Source organism: Rossellomorea aquimaris (assembly GCF_003315075.1).
Classification (GTDB): domain Bacteria; phylum Bacillota; class Bacilli; order Bacillales; family Bacillaceae_B; genus Rossellomorea; species Rossellomorea aquimaris_C.
Genome location: NZ_QNRJ01000001.1, coordinates 195,363 through 215,888, shown reverse-complemented (window position 1 = coordinate 215,888; position 20,526 = coordinate 195,363). Strand labels below are relative to the sequence as shown.

Sequence of the window (20,526 nt, the reverse complement as noted above, 5' to 3'; positions counted from 1 at the left end):
TTACAATAATATATCAAAAAAGAGTTGGTGACTTACTTCTACCAACCTTCATTATTACGCTCATTCTCCTAAATACTTCTCCATCCTGATATCAGACCACATTGTATGATTCCAATAGGTGAAGTCAGCAATTCTAGCAATTTCTTGATATCCCAACTGTTGATATAGCTTATATGCCCGGGTATTAAACTCGAATACACCCAATTCAATTCTTGTAAGTCCTTGCTTTTTTATCTCTTCTTCTAAATATTGGATAGCCTTGAAACCTATTCCCTTACCACGTCCATCCTCTTCACCTATTGTAATTCCTATCCAGGCAGTTCCGGGTTCTCTTTTGTGAAGATGACTTGGATCCACCATATAATTCATTTCTCCCACAAGCTTGTCATCTATGTATATAAGATAAAAATGTTGAGTGTCTAAACGGCTTTTGAACTCTTCTATAGTAATCTGCCACTCTTGTTCCAGCTCTTTCTTGTTTTTATTAGGGCGAATGAATGGAATTAAGACAGGATTGTTTTCCCAACGATTCAAGGCATCAATAATTATAGGATTTGGTTCGATTACCTCAGTAAAATGAATAGTCATTATTTTTCCTTTCTTTTCTCATTTATTTTAATCACTGAATGAATAGTATCATTTATAACAAGTAACTTTCATTCAGTCACTCGTTCTTATCATTCAATTATACCCTTTTCCCTGGCCGACTTCCCTCGATAGGGTTATCAATATCTGCAGTTAACTATCTGTTCTATTGAAGCCCGACCTCCAATATGTATAACTATGACCATATATAGGCATATACCAAGGAGGTACTTCTGTGAAAGGAACCATCAATCCCATTAAGCTGAACGAAGTCATCAAGTATGAAGATCTTTTTCACGAAGCTTTTAAGGGGACACCCTTAAGAGCAGGACGTGTGGAATTAATAACGTACTGGATAAAGCCCGGGAAATCATTTATTACGTATGACATCCATGATCAAGATAAGAAGTTTGTGAATATAGAGGATGCTCCTTCCCCGCCTTCGATTCATCGGGAAGAGATTAGTTTTCGTACGATTTTTGAGTTGAATCAGTCAGTGGATATTGAGATTGCCGGAGTGAAGAGACCTTCTGTCATAGTAACAATCAACATCGCCTGGACGGATGATGAAAGTGTAGTGTCTTATGGAGTGACGGATCGGACTAATACGACATATTATGGGGTTCGAGAAGAGTTGCTGGTTAGATGGAATCCTGAATTTGTAATTAGGTGAAAAAAAAGACCTTTATTACCTGTTGAAATACATTTCAGCCCAAAAGAAACCAGCGTCTATTTTGTGACACTGGTTCCTTTTTAAATTATTTATAGAAAACTTTATCTACGTTATATTTTGATTGGAGCTTGTTAATGATATACGTTTCGTAAATCTCACGATCCATTGCATCTTCAACAATGGCAACGTCGATACGGTAGATTTCGCCTCTGTGGTTACGTAGTGGTGATACAGTATCTTCAAGATGTTTCTTGACTCTTTGTCTTAGTTTACGTGCTTTCCCAACGAAGAGAAGTTCGTCGTTGATGTTGTAAAACAAGATGATACCGCCTTTGTCTCTTGGGATTTCGTGAAGATCGATGAACCCTTGGATACTTTTGATCTTCGGTTCTTCTGAGTCTCTCGGTTGTCTGCGTTCCGTTATGGAAATATCCGCTTGTGGGATGTCAATTTTTATCATGAATGTCACGTCCTTTGTTTGCTGTAAGAGGTAATGGTAACACATAAAGTATAGAATTACTATACAACGTAGCACTTACCATTAAAAAAGAGAGGTCCCCTCACCCTTTTATACATACCTGAGTCCAATTCGATTATTAAACGTCTGATTCTTATTCTTAAACACAAAGAAATTATTTTTAAAATCAATCGTGAGTTCGTGTTCATACAAATCTTCGAAGTCGTCGTCAATAATGAAGGTCAAATCATCGGATTGGATGATATTCTCTGTAGAATCAGATTCTCTATTTTCTACTACCTTTATTTCATAGAGATTGTTCACTATATCGCAGCTTCCACGGTCAAGTGATAGCTGCATGATTTTTCCATTAGGGATTTCGTTTAGTTTTTCTTTTGCAGATTGGGTGATTTCCAATTTCATTGTACCTTCCTTCTATTCTGTAAGTGGAACAAGTATGTCAAGATGCTGCTTCAGGTTTTCTATTATGATTGGCAGCTCGTCCCCCTCGTCCCCATCAACATTGGCCGTCATCTTATAGGACGATGACGCTTCCAGCTTTGTGACTTTCATATAATGGACATGTTCACTTTCTGCCAGTTCTCCTGAAAGAATCTTTGGAAGGAGCAATAGAAAATGAGGAAGGGCAATGTCTTTGATGATAAAGACATGGAGCTTACCGTCATTTACTTTGGCTTCGGGTGCAATGGTTTCCATGCCCCCGACAGAATTGGTCAGGGCAACAAGCATGAGAAGCGCGTCCCCTTCCCAGTCATGGTCGGAGTGGACCTTAAGCTCGAACGGCTGCTTCTCCTTCATTTTCTTCATTCCTTCTATTATATAGGCAAGTGGGCCAAGCTTCGACTTCTGTTCGACGGGTGTTGAGAACGATGCTTCTGCCAACGCGCCTACTGCGACGATATTGATGAAGTATCGGCCATTGATCTTTCCAACATCGGTCTTCTGCACATGATTATGCTTGAATATGTCGATGGCCTCTTCGGGTTTCATAGGAATATTTAAAGCTCGTGCGAAATCATTTACTGTTCCCAGTGGGATCAGACCAAATAGAGGACGGTGATCCTGCTCAGCTATTCCGTTTATCGCTTCATTGATGGTTCCATCCCCTCCCATGGCTGCGACGAAATCAAACTTTCGCTCACATGCCTCCCTGGCGAAATCCATCGCATCTCCTTCCCCTTCTGTAATGCGCAATTCCGTTTTATACCCCATTTTTGACATGGTTTCAAGAGCATGTTCACTATAGTCCTTCCCTCTTTCCTTCCCAGAAGAGGGGTTAACGATAAGCATGGCTAGTTTCACAGCGATATCCTCCTTTTAATATGTATACAGTATCTTTACCCTGATTTAGAGAGTTGGAACCTTATGTATGATTAAAATTGACAGGAGAGAACATATCATTACAATAAGAAATTAAATACTTTGCAAACCCAAGGGTATGTTTAATCCGTTCTTCTTCCGAGTTGAAGAGACCTACTTTCAAACCGTCCCCAATATTCATGGCCTCCCTTATAATGGGAATAGGGACAGTATAAAAAAAGCGCTGACCTCCATATGTCCGGTCAGCGCGCTCTGGATAGTTAATTCCTATTATCAATTTAGCTTTAACATTGTTAATCCTGCACTATTAATAGGGGTATTATCCACATTACCAATGAGGTTATCTGCCGTATGCCCAATATTTCTAAGCTCTACTTTTCCTCCTGCCGGGATAGTAACAATCACTTCTCCATTAACTTGAAAAATGGAATCCAGGGTCACAGGGGCACTTGTGAAGATGCCTAGTTGGTTACCATACCTGCTGGATGTTACTATTAAACCATTCACGAATAATGCGTATGCTCCTCCTCTACTAAATCCTGTTTTTCCACTAGTAAATACAACGTTATAGTTTATTTTGTAGTCTCCCTCGTTCACTACGATTATTGAGGTTCCCAAGTGAATAAAGTCCCCGGCAGAACTAATGCCAGTATGGTTAAAAGAAACAGGTTGGTCAGGTATTATAAGATCTCCACCAATTCTATACACATTACAATATTTCTGATTGCACGTGCATTCCCCTTGAGGACCTTTGATACCCTGAATTCCACGCTCTCCTTGAGGACCAGGTTCGCCTTGAAGCCCTTGTTCACCTTGAGGCCCTTGTTCGCCTTGTGGCCCTTGTTCACCTCGAGGCCCTTGTTCGCCTTGTGGCCCTTGTTCACCTCGAGGTCCTTGTTCGCCTTGAAGTCCTTGTTCACCTCGAGGTCCTTGTACACCTTGAGGTCCTAGTTCGCCTTGAAGCCCTTGATCACCTTGAGGCCCTTGTTCGCCTTGTGGCCCTTGTTCGCCTTGTGGCCCTTGTTCACCTCGAGGTCCTGGTTCGCCTTGAAGTCCTTGTTCGCCTCGAGGTCCTGGTTCACCTTGAAGTCCTTGTTCGCCTCGAGGTCCTGGTTCACCTTGAAGTCCTTGTTCACCTTGAGGTCCTGGTTCGCCTTGAAGTCCTTGTTCACCTCGAGGTCCTTGTACACCTTGAGGTCCTGGTTCGCCTTGAAGTCCTTGTTCGCCTCGAGGTCCTGGTTCACCTTGAAGTCCTTGTTCGCCTCGAGGTCCTGGTTCACCTTGAGGCCCTTGTTCGCCTTGAAGCCCTTGTTCACCTCGAGGTCCTGGTTCGCCTTGAAGTCCTTGTTCACCTTGAATAACTTGGACAGTTTGGGGTTCCAACTCTTCTTGTGGTACTCGCTTTCCTCGTTTTTTGCTTTTCTCGCTTTTTTTCTTACACTCTTTAGGCTTGTCATCGTATTCGTCATTCTTTGATTTCTTATGCTTGTCTTCCTTATCATGACCTCTTTTTGATCCCAATTTACCCACCTACTTTCCATATATCAAAATTTCAATCCTATTAATCAAATGATGAATAACTAAACAGAATTACTATAGTTTATGAAAAATATGAATAGTACGTGTAGACAAACATCCTATGGTTCTATAAATAAACGATAGTCTATAGTATTGGAAGAATACTATAGTATAGTATTCTCTGTTGAGAGATCGGCAGGCTATATGATGATGAACTTGCTGCCGTCCTTTGCTTTTACATTTTAAATTTAGACAGTTCTTATCTCACGCTGACTGACTGAACCCCTGGGTTTTACGTTACAACACGACAAACTTTGGTAAGAAAGCATTATTTTAAACCACGTTCTATGAAATTTCAGCATTTGGCTCGGTTACACAAATGAAACTGTTTCCATACAATATAGAAAAAGTGAAAGTCTACCATGTAAAGGAGTGATGATTAATGGAGAACTTTTTTAACGGGAAAATCTCAAAGAAAGACCTGGAATCCTTTGAAATGATTGGTGATGGGAAAGATGGTGAAATCTATAAGGTAGCAGAGGACAAAGTAGTTAAGTACTTCTTTAAGGAAGAAACACATCAACGGGAACTTGAAGCGATGAAAATAGGGCAGAATTCGGCCATTATGCCACGTCTATATGAATTTGGTGACAATTACATTGTCATGGAGTTTGTTCAAGGAATATCCCTTGCCCGTCACATGAAACGACACGGTCATATTGATGAAGAAATGACACGAAAAATATTATTCGTTTTAGAAGAATTTAAACGAATAGGCTTCACACGATGGGATACGGAGGTTCGCCATATGTTAATGGATGAAAATGGCGAATTCAAAGTGATTGATCACAAGCGAGCATTTACATCCGACTCACCTGTTCCAACAAAGTTGTTAAAAGGAATGAAGAAATTTGGTTTAACAGGCGATTTCCTGGAACATGTAAAGAATTTAAATCCTGAGCTTCATGATGCTTGGAAGAACCATAAGTAGTACCATACATGATGAAGTTCCACTCTAAAATATCATAGAAACAAAAACGTTCTTTCCTAATATCAAAAAGGAAAGAATGTTTTATTAAAAGTCTTTAGGACAAGCACCTGAAATCAAAAAAAGGATGGTACTCCCATAAAAGTACTATCCCTAGAATTTTTTAAAAATGATTATACTTTTTTCACCGTTACCCTATCCAGGTGAGTGAATAAAACGTCACCATTACCATTAGACCACACTAAATAGTGATCTTCAGCTTTTATAAATGTTCCGTCGCAGTCTATTTTTTCTGCTCCCGAAATAACCTCGATTTTATCACCAAGCTTGAGTACTTTATTAAGTTTATCGGAAAATCCCATAATGCCTCCTCCTTTCTCTTTTAACATTCAACAGTCTATATATTTATATTAAAAAAACCGAAAAATGATAGGGCTATTACCTATCATTTTCATTTTTCCTCAAAAAAAAATGACTGGATTGCGTCCAGTCATTTTTTTCGTTTCTAAATAATGTTAACTAAACTTTACGAACAGTAACATTATTTAAGTTAGACGTGTTCATATGGCCATTATCATCAGCCCATACAACGAAGTTATCGCTTGCGTAAACATATGAACCCTCTTCGATTTCTTCGTCACCAGATAGGACCTCGATTTTATCACCTAGAGATAAAATTTTATTAAGAAAATCAGCCATATTACCATCTTTGAACAAATTAGACATTATGTTTCCTCCTTTCGGTGTTTACTCTATTTTTATGCTGAACCGTTAAATGCGTAAAGGCAGATAACTAGATTTCATAAAAATATTTCGAATTAGTCATTTACTAGATTAATTATTCTTTATCATCCTCAAGGAGTGAGGTGGTTGGTGGGTGTTCCGAGCTATTTTCTGAAGAGCTTTCCTCCAAACTGAATAAAGTCTCCTCCTGGCTTTCGAACTCTTCAACTACATCAGTAACTTCATCATCTTCTAGTGAAGAAGCCAGGTTCTCCTCTGGGATATTGATGTCTAGTTCTTCCTCTAATCCGTCTTGAGAGTCACTTTCGTAATCGGAAATGTTTTCTTCCATGTCAGTGTCTACCTCTTTTTCCTCGGGTTGATCTTCACCTGGTTCCAATTGCGGAGTGTATTCCTCTTCCTCTTCTTGACCTGAATCGTTAGAGTAATCGTCAACGTACAAATGGATTACCCCTTCTTTTTCATCAACTGAATGGGGTATGGTCGTTTCATCTTCACCACCAGAGGAATCAAGAATTTCTACAGTGCTGCTCTCACTTTCAATTGTTTCATTGTCCTCGTGTATTTGTTGAAGATTTAAAGTCTCCTGGGATATTCCCTCAGTCTCAGGTTCTTCTTTCTCAAGCTTTACGAAGTTCAGAAGTTCTTCATTAACGCCGGATTGTTCATTCTTTACATCCTTTTTCCGAGGACCTTGTTCTTTCTTATCCGGTTTGTCTTTTTTCTTCTTATCAATCTGGTTATTGCCTTTATGTTTAGGCTCATTTTTGTTTTTTTCGTTGTGTTTCTGGTTTTTCTTTCTCTTGGAGCCTATTTTTCTTACACTGATCGGACCGCATAAATCTGTGAAATTGACATTTGCATCATAATCCATCCAAATGAGAATATTGTCGAAAGCTGCAACAAATGTTCCTCCGCTGTCAATCATTTCATCCTCAAAGAAAACTTCAAGATGATCCCCAAGCTGGAACATTGAATTCAACACCCCTTCGACTGATTTACAAGGAAGGTCGTCAAAATCCTGATTTGAACATTGCTTTTCATGCGCACAGTTCTCGTCTGTTTCAGGAAGATCTTGATTGCCTGGTTTTTCTTTCTCACCGGCGTCTCCTAAGCACAATTCATCTTGTTCATCAGGATCTCCCTCACAATGCTCTTCATCGTCATGATGATCGGAATATTTTCTAGTGTAATCATCATACTCTTCTACCATAGGTTTTCCACTCCTTTACATTTTGTCTACAATTCATAATCAATATATGTATGTGAAAAAGGAATGTATAGCCTATTTTTATGGTATTATCCTAAATTCCGCTCACTCTAACCGGGCTTTTGAATAGGTTATTAATAGATACAGAGACGTGGAGTGAAGCACATGCCCAATTGTTATCTTTTTATTAATGAACATATATTGCCAAGGATCTTTTCCTCCTTTTATTACGATGACTATATGGCCCCTTGTCACAATCAATCCATCTTTGTGAGCTACCAAAAACCTAAAAAACAATCCGTTACTTATCCCGTAGAGCAGCTGCAAAATGCTCCTTTTCTTGATCAAGTTCATGTATCCCATATCATTCACAGTATGATGAGCAGCTTGAACGAAACCAATACTCACCATCATTCGACTGAGCGACCTTCTTTCGACATCACCCTAACAACCGAAGTTCAACCCAGCATAGTACTTTCTCGAATTTCCAAGTCAAAACACCGTAAAAGACGCGGCAAATGTCCACGCTTACTATCCAGAGAGGTGCGACCATTCGAAAGATTCAATTATATCGATCGCAACAACAGTATCCCCCAATCAAAATATCCAGCAAGCGCACCACCCATACAACATGTACCAAAATACAATCCATCGACAAGCCCATGTGACAATGAAGAAAGCAAAGAAGCGAATATCGAAATTAAGCATGAGCAGGAAAAAACGTTAAAAAAAGTGACTGGAAAAGACATTCATCAAAATGATCAAAAAAACTATATTAACAATCTAGATGATGAACCAGTGAACGATAAGATTTCTCATGAGGAACGGCCACAAGACCAAAAAAAACATGAAATGAAATCTATGCGCCCCTCCCCATTATCAGAATCAGATATGACGAAACAAACTAACTCTGCCGGCCCATCCAATGAAGATGGTACTCGTGACATCATTTTGAAAGAAGAAAAAATGAAAGCAGTTTTTCATGAAGACCTTTTGGAAGATGTAAAAGGTGAACAGCTCTATATCCTATTAGAGAAAGATGAAGTTGATCAAGATATTACTAATCAATCATCATTAACAATAGATACTGACGTTATACATCCCGGGAATTCGTATGATGATACAGCCCCATTTAAAACAAGAGTGGATAACCGACCGGGTAAAAACATAAACGAAGATAAAAATATAAAATCTACTACCGAAGACCCGATTCCTTCAGCGAAAGTTGTGAAATACAAACTAAATCGCTCTTCAGTCATGGCAAAGAAAATCGTTAATGAACATAAGCAGAATGCTGCCGAATTCAATTTCGAGATCCTTAGCTCGAGCCCACCGGGAAAAGAAATGAAATACAAACTAAATCGGACTGATCTAAAAACGATAAAAATCGTTGATGCATATAAGAAAAGTGCTGATGAAACCAACATCTTAAACTTGAGCCTGCCAACCAAAGAAGGAAATAATAATGTCGACCGTGCAGATCACTTAGCTAAAGAATCAGCAAGTGATGAAACAGATACCCCTGCACCTACTACAGAATTTCACTTTGATATCTTACAATCTGCTTCATCTATCAAAGAAGTGAAAAAGGACGTCAAGTCTACAGATATCTCACCTATGAAAGTGAAAGAAAACGAAACAAAATCTACTCCATCTAATAAACAAGTTCAATCTGATACATTAAGCTCTAAGTCACCCGGGTCTGAAATGAAATACAAACTAACCCGCACTAATAACCAAGTCAAAAGCAGTAATCACAAACAAACAAGTATCGTAAAAGACGAAGTGAAAAATACTCAAGAGCAGGATTTCGATATCTTACACACCAACACCCCACCTAAGGAATCGAAATTACAACCATTTCATCAGAAAACGAATAAAAAGGTTAGTAAGACAGTATCACCATCTTCTAATACCAAGGTTAAAGGCGACTTCCATACCGCGATTTTGAATAAATATTTCACGCTCGGTGACAAAATCAATGTATATGCCGGAAGTAAATTACTTGATCAGCAAGGGACATTTTTAACAGCCGGACCTGATTTCTTCATATGGATTGATGGCGATGGATATGTACGGTTACAAATTATCAGCGGTGGAATCAGTATCGGTCAAACGAAAAAGAAAAAATAAGAAACAGACATTAGCCCTGTGCTAGTGTCTGTTTCGACAATATAGAAGGATACATATAGTAATGTAATAGAGATTAGAATGGGGTGAAGGGAATGAAAGAAACTGTATTGGTCATAGCAGCACATCCAGATGATGAACTACTTGGGACAGCTGGTACGCTAAAAAGGTTAGTGGATCAAGGAAATAGAGTCATCTCGATCATTACAGCAAACGGTAGAAAGGAAGAGGCCCATCACATCCAGCAGCTTGCCCGGAAAGCAAACAAAGAGATTGGAATTAAAGAAGTTATTTTTCTGGAGCATCCGAACCTGGAATTAGAAATGATGCCTCTTCATCTATTTACCAAGGAAATTGAAAAATTAATTGATATCTATCAGCCTACTAAAATATTTACCCATCATTACGGCGATGTGAATCGTGATCATCAAATTACGTTTCAAGCCGTATTAACAGCAGTTCGTCCTCTACCAAATAAACAACCGATTGAATTGATTACATTTGAAACGGTATCCTCAAGTGAATGGAATACCCAGACAAATGATAAGCAATTTAAACCGAATTATTATGTGAACATTTCATCAGTGATTGTTCAGAAAATTGCTTCCTTAAAACATTATGAAGTGGAAATGCGAGAGTTTCCACATCCACGTTCCTATGAGGGAGTCAAACATTTAGCAAGTGTCCGAGGCATGACGGTTGGGGTACCGTATGCTGAAGCATTTGAAGTTATAAGGAGGGTCTGGAAATGAAAGAACTATTTTTTCCTTATCCTTACCTTGTTTCTGCTCTCGATAAATATTATGGAGTAAAATCAAAACCCATAACGGCAAAAATAAAGGATAAGGGTAAAGATTCCAAACGAAAAAAAGAACGCAAAAAGAAATCCAAGACTAAGAAGATGAAAGGTAAACCCGGCAGTAAGAAATTATCCATTCTGATAGCGACATTTTGGGACTATCCTCATACGGGTGGTCTTTCCAATTACATTACTACTCTACGAGAAGGTTTGAGGTCTTTAGGTCACAAAGTGGATGTCATTGCTCCGAATCAGTTTTCACAAGTGAATGTAGAAAAGCTGCGTGAGGTGATCGTTCCTGAATTAAAGACTTTTTTTGAGCAACGATACGGATCGTACACAAGCAAAATCATACAAAGTTGTCGTTTGCTCTACATCTATGAACAGATGATGAAATCTGTAAAACTGGAAAAGTACGATATACTTCATGCACAGGATTTGTTCACAGCCAATATATTAGGGAGATTCAATGAAGATTTAGGTAAACCTCTTCTTTTCACCCCACATGGCATGTTCACCTTTAGCAGGGTCAAATTTAACCGAATTGAAAAAGGCTCAGTAGAAGAAGTGTATTACAAAGAGATTGAAAAAAAAGCGATTGAATACGCGACCCATATGGTCATTTTAAGTGACTCTTTCCGTGATCCATTGAGTTCACTGGGAGCGAAACCTGTAAATCTGACAACCATTAATACAGGGATTGATTATAAAACCATTGATCGCGTTAAAACGAGTGGAAAAATTGTGATTTCGTGCATCGCAAGACTTGGACCTAGAAAGGGACATTCGGATTTATTTAATGCCCTTTCTCGCATGAATGGAACAACTCATCAGGTTGAGGTGCAAATTGTCGGAGATGGGGAAATGCGTGAAGCGCTTGAAGCTCAAGTCAAATCGCTGAAACTATCGAACGTTCGATTCCTGGGTAAACGCGATGATGTCCCTGCCATACTAAGTAAAACGGATATATTTGTTCTTCCAACCATCAATGACAACCTTCCTATTTCCATTATTGAGGCCATGCATAGCGGCTCAGCGATCCTGACAACTAATTGCGGTGGTATTACGGAAATCGTTCATCATAATGAAACCGGAATCATTGTCGAGCCAGGCAATGTCAGCCAGTTGGCAACTCAACTCAAACTCCTGATCGGAAATGAAGCATTGCGTAAGAAGCTGGGCAGCAATGCGTATCAATATGCCAAAAATCATCTCACTCGGGAAGCCATGGTTGGCAAGATTGAAGGGATTTACCAAAATCTAATAGCTTCGGGGGATGAATAATGTTGTCATCACATCCAGCTGTTGTCCTTGACTTAAGCGCTAATGGAGTCGGCATCATTCATGCCCTTTCCCGAAAAGGAATTGATGTATATGCATTTGATACAGAAGGTCCCTATTCAAAGGGGAAATCAAGACTTGCAACATGTGGGGTATGTCCAAGCCCCTTGAACCAAGAAGCGGAGCTGCTGTCTTTTTTAAAAGGAATAGCGATGAATCTTGATAAAAAGCCTGTGCTTTACGCAGGTGCAGATGATTATGTTGTCTTCATCTCAAAATACAGGGACGAATTATCCCAGTACTACCTATTTTTATATCCTGATCACTCTTTAATTTTGGATTTATTAGATAAAAAGAAAACCTATGAATTAGCATTGGAATATAATATCCCAACAGCCAAAACCTTTTTTGTGGAAAGTGATGAGCAGCTTGATGAGGCGATTACTCAATTAGAATTTCCGTGTATCTTAAAGCCTGTGTTCGGACATGAATTCAGAAAACATGTTAATAAGAAAGCCATTCATATTCAAGACGCCATCCAATTAAGGAGAATCTATCCTATTTATCGCAAGTTCGGTGAGCTTATTATTCAGGAAATCATTCCTGGAGACAACCAATGTTTCTATAAAGTGGCGACATTTTTCGATGAGGATATGGAATTACTTGCCCTTTTCACTCTCCAAAAAAACCACCAATTCCCGGCACAATTCGGAACGGGAGCACACATCGTGAGCAAACGAATACCTGATCTGGTCGATGTCGGTGTTCCACTACTGAAAGAGTTGGGAATAAAAGGTGTAAGTATGATCGAGTATAAAAAAGATCCACGGGATGGGCAATATAAGCTCATTGAGATCAATCCCAGATTCTGGCTCACCCATAGTTTAACCGGTCACTCCGGAGTTGATTTTGCCCTTCAATATTACCAGTACCTTACTGGTCAACGTCCATCTCCTAAACTGCAGCAAATTGACGGGGTTCAATGGATTTACCTGGTACGTTACTTCCTTACCTTTCTTGAAAAAAGAAAAAATGGAGAAATGAGCTTAAAAGACTTCTTTTATGGATTCAGGGGAAAAAAGGTATTCGCTCTTCTTGCCTTTGATGATCCTATGCCATTTATAAGGAGTACCCTGTCTCACCTGCGGAATGCGTGGAAAAGAAAACGAAGGAGTGATTGAGTATGTATACACCACAAGAACTGATATCCATGTTTCATAAACATGGAATCGAAGAAAAACTCTCTACATCCCTTGGAAGTAAAGTGACCATCCAGGCTTCATCAATCCAAAACCTTAAATCAACTAAAAGGAGCAGCATCTATCAGCTTCAGCTACAGAAACACACAGACACCTTCCCTATCATTTTTAAAATCTACCATTCTACCAAATACAAAAATGAAGTCGAGATTAATGTCTACAGTCAAGCCTACCCATTTTTAAAAGAGTTTCTTCCTGAAATATACCTGATGGAGAAACAAGGAAGTGATACTTGGGTGTTCATGGAGTTTGTTCGCCAAATTCGCGGACAGCTTACCTTTACACCCAAGCATTTTGATTATATTATCCCAACCCTTGCTAAACTTCACGCCCACACGCATGAAGAAAATTTCAAGAAAGAAAAAAAGACTTTTCAACATTGGTTTCCCATATACAACTCGGTAAAAATGAAAAACGACCGGGAAAAATTCATTTCAAATACAATGACATTTCTAGACGATGCCAAGAAGGATAAACAATTGAAGGACATCATCAAACCACATTATAAGCCATTAAAAAACTTATACAGTAACGGTCCTGACTTCTTCCCGGAACTATTGAACAGCGGCTACTCCATTACACATGGAGATCTTCATATGCAGAATATCTGTTCAAAAGATGTCAGTAAAAATGAACCCTGGGCGATTCAATTCATCGATTGGGAATCAGCCAAATTTGCCCCTACATGGTTTGACATGATTGTCCTGGTAGAAATTTTACTAGGTTTTCGGAAGGATTGGCAAAGCAATGCAGAAGAAATCCGCACCCATGCGGTCGACGTGTACACGAATGAAATGAAGAAATATGGAATCGAGTTCAAAACCAAACCCATTCATTTATACAAAATGGCGTACCTTCAACGAACCCTTGAAAAAGGATTACACACTCAGCTGAGACGTATCTTTGACAACCGCGGAGGTGAGCTTCTTCCCTACCATTTAGAAAAAATATCAACCTGGGGAAGTGAACTGGGAATCTATAAATAGATACGAAAGGATGAGAAATCTTGAGTCGAATGCCCCCTTTCAACATTCATCCCTCTCTTCTTGCCATCATGGATCAGTATTATGATGTGGAAAGAGACTATAAGGAGCCTCTCACTCTCCAACCATTCGGTCAGAAGACAGAAGGCGATGATTCAAAGCCAATGAAAATCTTATACGTTACATTTTTTCAATACCCCCATACAGGGGGATTATCTCATTACATCACTTCGATAAAAAACGGTTTTGAAAAGGGCGGTCATAGTGTAGATGTACTAGCGCCCAACCATATGTCTTCAGAACAGCTGGAAGAATGGATTCCCGAAGCATCCTCTGAAGCCCGTAAATTTATGAATAGACGCTACGGAAGAGTAAATGAAAAAATCGTCAAAAACCTTAGTTACCTTCATGTATTTGGGATATTTCTCAAAGAAAAAAATCTCCAGCAATATGACATCATACACGCTCAAGATCTATTTGCCATCTTCATCCTGGGACATTTAAACCAAACATACCAAAAACCTTTACTCTTTACGCCACACGGGTTCTTTACGAAAAGTCGCTTAAAATTCAACAAAATGCAGAAAGGTTCCATTGAAGAAGCCTATTTTACTGAACTTGAGAAAGTAGGCATTGCAGCAAGCACTGAAATCGTGATGATTTCAGATTCCTTTCGACCTAACTTAATGGATTTCGGTGCAAAAGATGAAAGGATGGTCACCGTTCATACTGGCATCGATTTTAATCCACTTCCTCATAAAAATCATGAAAACATTATCCTAACGTGTGTCTCCCGGCTGTCACCACGTAAAGGTCATGGATTTCTCTTGGAAGCATTGTCCAGACTTCGTGAACACCTGACGAATGTGGAAGTATGGATTGTCGGAGATGGAGTCATGAAGGAAAAACTGATTGAACAGGCGAAAGAACTTCAGCTGAATAACGTGAAATTCCTGGGGAAACGACACGATATACCCCATATTCTTTCCATGTCGGACATCTATGTATTAGCAACTGTGAATGACAACTTTCCCCTATCCGTCATGGAAGCAATGTTTTCCAGGCAAGCGGTCATCTCCACCACATGTGGCGGAATCCCGGAAATGGTTCAACATGAAGAAACAGGCATCCTTTGTGAACCTGGTAACGTTGAGCAATTGGCACATGCGATAAAGCGCTTCTTAACAAATAAGGAAGAACGTAAGAGGTTTGCAAACAATGCTGAATCCTATGCCCGTCAACACTTAACCTCCCAGGTTATGACGAGAAAAATTGAAAAGATCTATCAAACATATTTATAAAGAAAGGAGACTCATCATGAGGGAGAATGAACGGATCCAGGATCATACATGAAGATATTAGTTACAGGCGGAGGCGGATTTATCGGCTCACAACTTGTAGAAATACTGCTCGCTGAAGGTCACACCCCCATTATTCTAGACAACTTCTCTAATGGCAGGGAGGAAAACGTGCCCAGTGGAGTCAAAATATATAGGGAAAATCTGTTATCCGATAAAGTTGAAAAGATTTTTGAAAAAGAAAAACCCGACATCGTTATGCACCTCGCTGCCCAAGTGAGCGTAGCTAAATCATTGGAAAATCCTGCAGAAGATGCTGCAGTCAATGTATTAGGAACCGTAAAGTTGTTGGAGTACAGTACCAGATACGGTGTGAAAAAATTCATCTTTTCCTCTTCCAGTGCAGTATATGGTTATACAAATGAGGTGATTAATGAAGAGAGTCCTACTAGTCCGATTTCCTTTTACGGTACCTCAAAATTAGTATCAGAAACTTATATTAAACTATTTAATAAGCTCTATAAACTTCCATACACCATTTTGAGATACGCCAATGTATATGGACCCAGACAACGATCCGATGGCGAAGGCGGAGTTATAAGCATATTTATTGAGCAACTATTAAACATTGAAACACCCATCATTTTTGGGGATGGAAACCAGACTCGGGACTTTGTTTACGTAGAGGACGTAGCCCGGGCAAATCTTCTTGCCATCGCAAACGCTGACAACCAAGTCATCAATATCGGCACCAACACCCAAACAACCGTCAACCTACTCTACACCCTACTTTCAAACCAGCTCCACTCTTCGCAAAAGCCAAACTACGAAGCGAAACGGGAAGGAGATATTTTACACAGTCACCTCTCAAATTCGAAAGCTCTGCACTATCTAAAATGGGAACCTCAATATGATTTGAACTCCGGTTTAGAGAATACAGTTGAATATTTCAAAAGGAAAATGGAGAATGACGAATGATTTCATAACTCGTGCAAACACAAAGGAAAAGAGCTTGGGAAATTCCAGACTCTTTTCCTTTATTCATTATCTTCCTCAAACGTTCTCCTCTAACTCATCTATAATACTTTCTGCAGTTTTCTTCCCGTTTTGAATACACGCGCCGATGCCCACTCCATAGTATGAAGCACCTGCCAGCTTCACACGTGGCAGCTCGGTTGCGAGAATTTCATCTAACGATTGCACAGACTGACTATGCTCAAGATGATAGTTTGGCATCAGGTCTTTCCAGTTCGTTACCTCGACAGAAATCGGATCTCCGACTATGCCGACACTTTTTCTGATATCTTCAAGTGCCATGCTCACAAGTTCTGCCTCGCTAAACTCTTTCAACTCATTGTAATGAGGGTTAGTACTTTTATAAAAAAGTCTCAATAAAAGGTTTTGATTAATGGACGTATGCTTCCATTTCCGGCTCGTCCATGTGCATGCATCACATTTCACATCTCTGCCGCTTGATACGATAAAGCCTGTTCCATCAGCAGGAAGTTCCTCATCTGGAATGTTAAATCCAAGGTAAATTGAAATAAGGGAAGAGTTTCTCAATTTATTAAAATCAGGTTCAAGTTTTTCATGGGTCAGAATCTTCTGGGTTACGTCATGAGGTGTTGCGAATACCACATAATCCGCTTGAATCCTCCCATGACCATTTAGAGTCAGCTCATATTTGTCTCCTGTTTTTTGGAGCTTAGTTGTTTCTACTCCCTTTAAAATTGTCCCACTGGAACATTGTTCTTCTAAACGTTCAATGATGGTTGATAAACCATTTTTAAACGAGATGAACTTTTTATTGGATGCCCCTTGGAATTTTTGTTTATTTGCTGATAAACCTTTAATGATACTGCCGTATTCATTTTTATATTCAAGTAAGTATGGGAGTGTCGAAGCCATGGTGAGCTTATGTAAATTTCCAGAGTAGACCCCTGACAATACTGGAGCTACCTGCTTCTCAACAAGTTCCTTACCCAGGAACGCTTCTAAAAATTCACCGATGGAACTCTCTTTGGTAAATTGTGTATTTTCCGATTCAAGGTCTTTAAGTGCGTCGATCTTCCCTTCTTCTGAGACCAGGGTGCTATTTTGAAGAGACTCAACGGACATGGGAATTCCGAAAATCGTGTCTTGGGGAATCTTATGTAATTCGCCATTTGTATATATGTAGGATGTGCCTGTTTCATTATAGACGAGTTCCTCTTGAAGTTGAATTTCCTCAACTAGAGTCAGAACCCCTTCATTTCGGGCCACGATGGAATCTGCTCCCGCTTCCATAATGAATTCACCGTCATTAATGGTTCTAATTTTGCCGCCGAGCTCCTGATTCCGCTCGATCAGGATTAACTCGGTATCTATTTCTCGTTCAATGGACATTCTTTGAAGATGGTACAGCGCTGTTAATCCTGTAATTCCTCCACCTACGACAACCACTGTCTTCATACGACTCACTCCAATAATTGCGTTTATGTATACAGGTTATCATGTTTTTTGTTGATTAGAAAAAAATTCTGTGTCTGAATTGGTAAAAAGTATAGGAATGAGGGTTAGTTCCAACATTTTATTTTTAAGTCCTCCCATCTATCCTATACCCAACATTCAATTCCTAGTTGACAACTCTGAATACTAATATATATAATAATAAGAAATCCATGACAACTATATATCCGCTTATCCAGAGAGGAAGAGGGACTGGCCCGACGATGCCTCAGCAACAGATTCTACATCGTAGAACACTGTGCTAATTCCACAAGCAATTCGCTTGGAAGATGAGTTGAAGTTTGATACATAAAGCCTTCTTCTTATCTACTAGGAAGAGGGCTTTTTTCAATGAAAGAGCCTCTTCCACTGTTCGTATTCATTATAAGAGGAGTGATCTAATATGGGAGAAATCCTTCAGGAAGCGATTCACAATCGAAGAAACGAGTTAATAAACAAATTAATTGTCCACAACATATTCAAAAAAGGAGACAAACAATTATTTGAGCTGACTCTCCAGGAACTTGAGGACGAATACAAATATCTTCAAAAGGAATGCCATCCGCATAGCGATGTCGGCTCCATTCATTGGAAAAATTGTGCCAAATTAAGCAGTTGAAAAGGAGGTTGTGACAAAAGTATTTTAGTCTAAGTAAAACCCGAACAAATCTGCTTCCCAGTAGGCAGATTTGTTTTTCTTTATATCGTGGTTTTTAGTTCTGTCCCAACCTCTTTATTTATTTAAACTAACTTTCTGCAGTAAGATTGTATAATTGTTAGCTCGTTTTCCTTTCATCTTTTAAACTATTCTATCTTCCCTAGTGGAGATTCCATAACAGAGTTGTTTTATAGAAGAGTATGCACTCATCACAAAATAAATTTGTTCCTAAAGGACTTCAGATGTATTATTCTGATAATCTAAACTCTTACAAAGGAATTGAAATATGACTGACACACTGCAGCATTTCATGAACGAATTCATCGGCCTTGATAGTTGGTCTCTCATTTTCATCAGTATAACCATTAATATATTCATCAGTATTCTAGGTTTCCTGCCAAGTGTTTTCTTGACGGCATTCAATATTTCCGCATTTGGATTTTGGCCGGGAGTCGGGGTATCCATACTTGGTGAATCATTAGGGGCCATGGTTAGCTTTTATTTGTATAGAAAAGGTATGAAGATTACAGGGATTGATCAGATTCTGTCTAACAAATATTTTCTCAAATTAAAAGAAGCGTCAGGTACGGAATGGATCTTTCTTCTATTCTTATTTCGCATGGTTCCCTTTGTGCCTTCAAGCGTGGTTACCGTTGCCGCTGCCTTTAGCTCTATTTCTATTGTTGTCTTTTCTGTTATCAGTTCTATAGGGAAGATTCCTTCATTATTGATTGAAGCATTTGTGGTGGTGAATGTGTTGGATGCGGATAAGGGTACGGTTATTATGGTGGCAGGTTCAGTGGTGGTTGGGATGTTTTATTGGGGATATCGTTGGAGGAAGAACATGAGAACATAATGGATGACGTCATAGAGACCGCTCTCCTCGCGAAGAAAAAAAGACGTCTACCACACGGCATACGTCTTTTTTCCCTATCACTTATTGTGCATTTACCTCGACAGCATCCTTCTTGTAATATTCTGCAAAGATCTCCGCAAACGCTTCTGTAGAGTTATACAATTCAACTAAATTATTTTCCACTCCGCCAAACTCAAGTAACATGGCTCTCTCGGTTAGGTCCTGATTGTAGACCCCGTTACCTTCTGCTCTTGTTTTGATGAAGACACCCCGGCTGATGCCAGGATATTTTTCCTCCAGTTTAGCATTCAATTCCTTTGCAATCTTAAGGTTCTTTTCGAAGTTTTTGTTTTCTTTTCCTACGATAAAAAATAAACGTGCATAGTTTTTACCATTAATGGTTTTGGTAGTGATGCTTCGTGGCTGAGAATCCCGATGGATATCAACCAGGTACGTTAGGTCATCGTTTTGGGCAATGGCTTCTTGTACTAGACCCCTTGATAACTGATAGGATTCAAAATATGTCCATGACTTGTCTTTGAGAGCTTTGTTTACATCTGTCTTATCCTGGACTGCTCCAATCCCCCTTGCTTCAAGCTCTTGCTTCAATTTTGTGCCGACAGCAATGACGTTGACCTTCTCGTTGGTACTCGCGGGATCTTTTGAATTGTTATTCTTAATCAGCGGGCTGAACGCTTCCCAGCTGTGTGAATGATAGATGTAGACGGATTTTTCATCAATCTCTTGAACTCCGTCTCCTGAGTTGTTGTTGGCCTGATCAATTTGACTCTGATCGATTTCCTGATCTTTCAACTGATCTTCTGTCGGAGCCGGTGATTCATTTGGGAGGTTCGTAATGTCTGTCCCTTTACCGGCAACGGCTATGTGAGTATGATAATTTTCGATTCCGGGTATTTCCCGTCCAAATAAACTACGCGGATCAAGGAGTGAAACGTTCGTGACGCTTTCCAGCCAATCAAAATCACTGTTTAATGCTTCCTCATTGGTAGCCCGCAGTCCAGTCATTTCCTGTGACAACAACATAAGAAACGTTTCTTTTGGGACGAGTTCGGACATCGATGAATACAGTAAACTATCCACCCTCAATTTAATTGCCGTCGACGAAATCAACCATACAGTCAAGTACATGAGGACAATACCGATCAATACTACCCGAATGATGGCCTTCATAGAGACGAATACTAGTGGGACTAAGCTATTGTTGTTTCGAGACTTATACGACATCATCAGTACCCCTA

General features: G+C 39.5%; 23 protein-coding genes and 1 riboswitch. Of the genes, 11 read left to right on the top strand and 12 right to left on the bottom strand.

Annotated elements, in window-relative coordinates; translation table 11 throughout:
- Positions 1-60: 60 nt before the first annotated feature.
- Complete coding sequence (locus tag DET59_RS01040) at positions 61-588, bottom strand: GNAT family N-acetyltransferase (protein ID WP_113967745.1); 528 nt, start codon at positions 586-588, stop codon at positions 61-63.
- Between the two features lie 232 nt (positions 589-820).
- Between DET59_RS01040 and DET59_RS01035 the strand changes: the two genes are divergently transcribed.
- On the top strand, positions 821-1,258 hold the full coding sequence (locus tag DET59_RS01035; protein ID WP_113967744.1) for a hypothetical protein: 438 nt from the start codon (positions 821-823) through the stop codon (positions 1,256-1,258).
- An 85-nt stretch (positions 1,259-1,343) separates the two neighbouring features.
- Here the strand turns inward: DET59_RS01035 and DET59_RS01030 are convergent, their stop codons facing one another.
- The 6 genes from DET59_RS01030 to DET59_RS21830 form a co-directional block, all read right to left on the bottom strand.
- Positions 1,344-1,718 carry a nucleotide excision repair endonuclease gene (locus DET59_RS01030; RefSeq protein ID WP_113967743.1) on the bottom strand — a complete coding sequence of 125 codons (375 nt, stop codon included), beginning with the start codon at positions 1,716-1,718 and terminating at the stop codon, positions 1,344-1,346.
- Positions 1,719-1,826: 108 nt separating this feature from the next.
- Complete coding sequence (locus tag DET59_RS01025) at positions 1,827-2,138, bottom strand: iron-sulfur cluster biosynthesis family protein (RefSeq protein ID WP_113967742.1); 312 nt, start codon at positions 2,136-2,138, stop codon at positions 1,827-1,829.
- A 12-nt stretch (positions 2,139-2,150) separates the two neighbouring features.
- Positions 2,151-3,038, bottom strand: coding sequence for a diacylglycerol/lipid kinase family protein (locus DET59_RS01020; RefSeq protein ID WP_113967741.1), 888 nt, complete (start codon positions 3,036-3,038; stop codon positions 2,151-2,153).
- Between the two features lie 291 nt (positions 3,039-3,329).
- Entirely contained in the window at positions 3,330-3,764 is a 435-nt protein-coding gene (locus tag DET59_RS21840; RefSeq protein WP_220154049.1) for a hypothetical protein, read from the bottom strand.
- Positions 3,737-3,994 carry a hypothetical protein gene (locus DET59_RS21835; protein ID WP_220154048.1) on the bottom strand — a complete coding sequence of 86 codons (258 nt, stop codon included), beginning with the start codon at positions 3,992-3,994 and terminating at the stop codon, positions 3,737-3,739. The genes DET59_RS21840 and DET59_RS21835 overlap by 28 nt, the downstream gene beginning before the upstream one ends.
- Positions 3,995-4,003: 9 nt before the next feature.
- Complete coding sequence (locus DET59_RS21830; protein WP_220154047.1) at positions 4,004-4,513, bottom strand: hypothetical protein; 510 nt, start codon at positions 4,511-4,513, stop codon at positions 4,004-4,006.
- A 503-nt stretch (positions 4,514-5,016) separates the two neighbouring features.
- On the opposite strand from DET59_RS21830, the gene DET59_RS01010 reads away from it, so the two are divergent.
- Positions 5,017-5,565, top strand: coding sequence for an RIO1 family regulatory kinase/ATPase domain-containing protein (locus tag DET59_RS01010; RefSeq protein WP_113967739.1), 549 nt, complete (start codon positions 5,017-5,019; stop codon positions 5,563-5,565).
- Between the two features lie 170 nt (positions 5,566-5,735).
- Here the strand turns inward: DET59_RS01010 and DET59_RS01005 are convergent, their stop codons facing one another.
- From DET59_RS01005 to DET59_RS00995, 3 genes are all read right to left on the bottom strand, one after another.
- Complete coding sequence (locus DET59_RS01005) at positions 5,736-5,924, bottom strand: hypothetical protein (RefSeq protein ID WP_113967738.1); 189 nt, start codon at positions 5,922-5,924, stop codon at positions 5,736-5,738.
- A gap of 157 nt (positions 5,925-6,081) precedes the next feature.
- Positions 6,082-6,288: a hypothetical protein gene (locus DET59_RS01000; protein WP_113967737.1), complete on the bottom strand. Its 207-nt coding sequence runs from the start codon at positions 6,286-6,288 to the stop codon at positions 6,082-6,084.
- A 112-nt stretch (positions 6,289-6,400) separates the two neighbouring features.
- Positions 6,401-7,519 (bottom strand): hypothetical protein, encoded by a 1,119-nt coding sequence (locus DET59_RS00995; RefSeq protein WP_113967736.1) that lies wholly within the window; start codon positions 7,517-7,519, stop codon positions 6,401-6,403.
- Between the two features lie 162 nt (positions 7,520-7,681).
- Between DET59_RS00995 and DET59_RS00990 the strand changes: the two genes are divergently transcribed.
- From DET59_RS00990 to DET59_RS00960, 7 genes are all read left to right on the top strand, one after another.
- Positions 7,682-9,649: a hypothetical protein gene (locus DET59_RS00990; protein WP_113967735.1), complete on the top strand. Its 1,968-nt coding sequence runs from the start codon at positions 7,682-7,684 to the stop codon at positions 9,647-9,649.
- Positions 9,650-9,741: 92 nt separating this feature from the next.
- Complete coding sequence (locus DET59_RS00985; protein ID WP_113967734.1) at positions 9,742-10,398, top strand: PIG-L deacetylase family protein; 657 nt, start codon at positions 9,742-9,744, stop codon at positions 10,396-10,398.
- Positions 10,395-11,729 (top strand): glycosyltransferase family 4 protein, encoded by a 1,335-nt coding sequence (locus DET59_RS00980; protein WP_113967733.1) that lies wholly within the window; start codon positions 10,395-10,397, stop codon positions 11,727-11,729. Before DET59_RS00985 ends, DET59_RS00980 begins: the two co-directional genes overlap by 4 nt.
- Entirely contained in the window at positions 11,729-12,907 is a 1,179-nt protein-coding gene (locus tag DET59_RS00975; RefSeq protein ID WP_113967732.1) for a carboxylate--amine ligase, read from the top strand. Before DET59_RS00980 ends, DET59_RS00975 begins: the two co-directional genes overlap by 1 nt.
- 2 nt (positions 12,908-12,909) lie before the next feature.
- Positions 12,910-13,971, top strand: coding sequence for a protein kinase family protein (locus DET59_RS00970; protein ID WP_113967731.1), 1,062 nt, complete (start codon positions 12,910-12,912; stop codon positions 13,969-13,971).
- A gap of 29 nt (positions 13,972-14,000) precedes the next feature.
- Complete coding sequence (locus DET59_RS00965; protein WP_258549548.1) at positions 14,001-15,269, top strand: glycosyltransferase family 4 protein; 1,269 nt, start codon at positions 14,001-14,003, stop codon at positions 15,267-15,269.
- Positions 15,270-15,317: 48 nt separating this feature from the next.
- Positions 15,318-16,244, top strand: a complete 927-nt coding sequence (locus tag DET59_RS00960) for an NAD-dependent epimerase/dehydratase family protein (protein WP_113967730.1) — start codon at positions 15,318-15,320, stop codon at positions 16,242-16,244.
- A 75-nt stretch (positions 16,245-16,319) separates the two neighbouring features.
- Here DET59_RS00960 and DET59_RS00955 read toward each other — a convergent pair whose 3' ends face one another.
- Entirely contained in the window at positions 16,320-17,717 is a 1,398-nt protein-coding gene (locus DET59_RS00955; RefSeq protein ID WP_113967729.1) for a protoporphyrinogen oxidase, read from the bottom strand.
- 225 nt (positions 17,718-17,942) lie between these two features.
- A riboswitch (SAM riboswitch) is annotated at positions 17,943-18,050 on the top strand.
- A gap of 106 nt (positions 18,051-18,156) precedes the next feature.
- On the opposite strand from DET59_RS00955, the gene DET59_RS00950 reads away from it, so the two are divergent.
- Positions 18,157-18,372, top strand: coding sequence for a Fur-regulated basic protein FbpA (locus DET59_RS00950; protein ID WP_113967728.1), 216 nt, complete (start codon positions 18,157-18,159; stop codon positions 18,370-18,372).
- A 325-nt stretch (positions 18,373-18,697) separates the two neighbouring features.
- Positions 18,698-19,267, top strand: a complete 570-nt coding sequence (locus DET59_RS00945; RefSeq protein WP_258549526.1) for a TVP38/TMEM64 family protein — start codon at positions 18,698-18,700, stop codon at positions 19,265-19,267.
- A gap of 81 nt (positions 19,268-19,348) precedes the next feature.
- Here DET59_RS00945 and spoIIP read toward each other — a convergent pair whose 3' ends face one another.
- A complete protein-coding gene (spoIIP, locus tag DET59_RS00940; RefSeq protein WP_181778014.1) occupies positions 19,349-20,512 on the bottom strand; it encodes a stage II sporulation protein P in 1,164 nt (387 codons plus the stop codon).
- Between the last annotated feature and the right edge of the window lie 14 nt (positions 20,513-20,526).